Here is a 697-nt window from a genome sequence, read left to right as displayed (position 1 = left end):
TAAATTTTGACTGATATAGCCACGATCCGCATAAAGCTTTGCGTCTAGGCCTTCAACCAATTGTTCAACCATTTTTATGTCAGCAACATGCCCATTAGATAAGCCTGAGCTAACGATCTCACCGAATTGATTCATCACGATATGTAACTTACAGCCATAAAACCATCCCATTGAACTTTTACCGCGAGATGCAATCTTGGCTAATGATTTATGACGCTGAATACGCTGATTTTTACAGACAGGCAGAGTCGTTGAATCAATCCATAAATATTGTTTGTATTCACCTTTCATCAAAGCGACATGTAAAGCATGTAGAGCTAATTGATGCATATTGATCAGGTGAATCATCCTTTGGTAACAGGGTAAGCGTTTAAATAAATGATTTTTATCCTGCTTCAACCATGAAAAGAAAGCTTTGAAATTGTTGAAATGAGAACACTTATACCAAATGGCGATAAAATGTATTTCTGAGAGACTCAGCTGGGCTGGTCGAATTCTTACAGAGCGACGACTTTGTTTGAGAAACTTCCAATAAGTTGCTTCAAATTTAAGAAAGAAATCATCAATGATGCAGAATAATTCGGTACTATTGAACATCAGGGCTAGAGCTTTAGGTTTGGTGTGGTAACTCAACTGATGGCTCTAGTCCCCTTATTTTTCAAGTCAATTGCTTATCCGCGATTCGGGTTATCTAAAT

1 protein-coding gene is annotated in these 697 nt (G+C 37.6%); it reads right to left on the bottom strand.

Annotated elements, in window-relative coordinates:
- Positions 1-597 (bottom strand): IS982 family transposase (locus tag JR005_RS07650; RefSeq protein WP_228731795.1); only part of this gene is annotated, 597 nt, incomplete at its 3' end.
- Between the last annotated feature and the right edge of the window lie 100 nt (positions 598-697).

The organism is Acinetobacter sp. Colony158, assembly GCF_019264745.1.
Taxonomy (GTDB): domain Bacteria; phylum Pseudomonadota; class Gammaproteobacteria; order Pseudomonadales; family Moraxellaceae; genus Acinetobacter; species Acinetobacter ursingii.
This window is presented reverse-complemented; position numbering and strand designations above follow the sequence as displayed.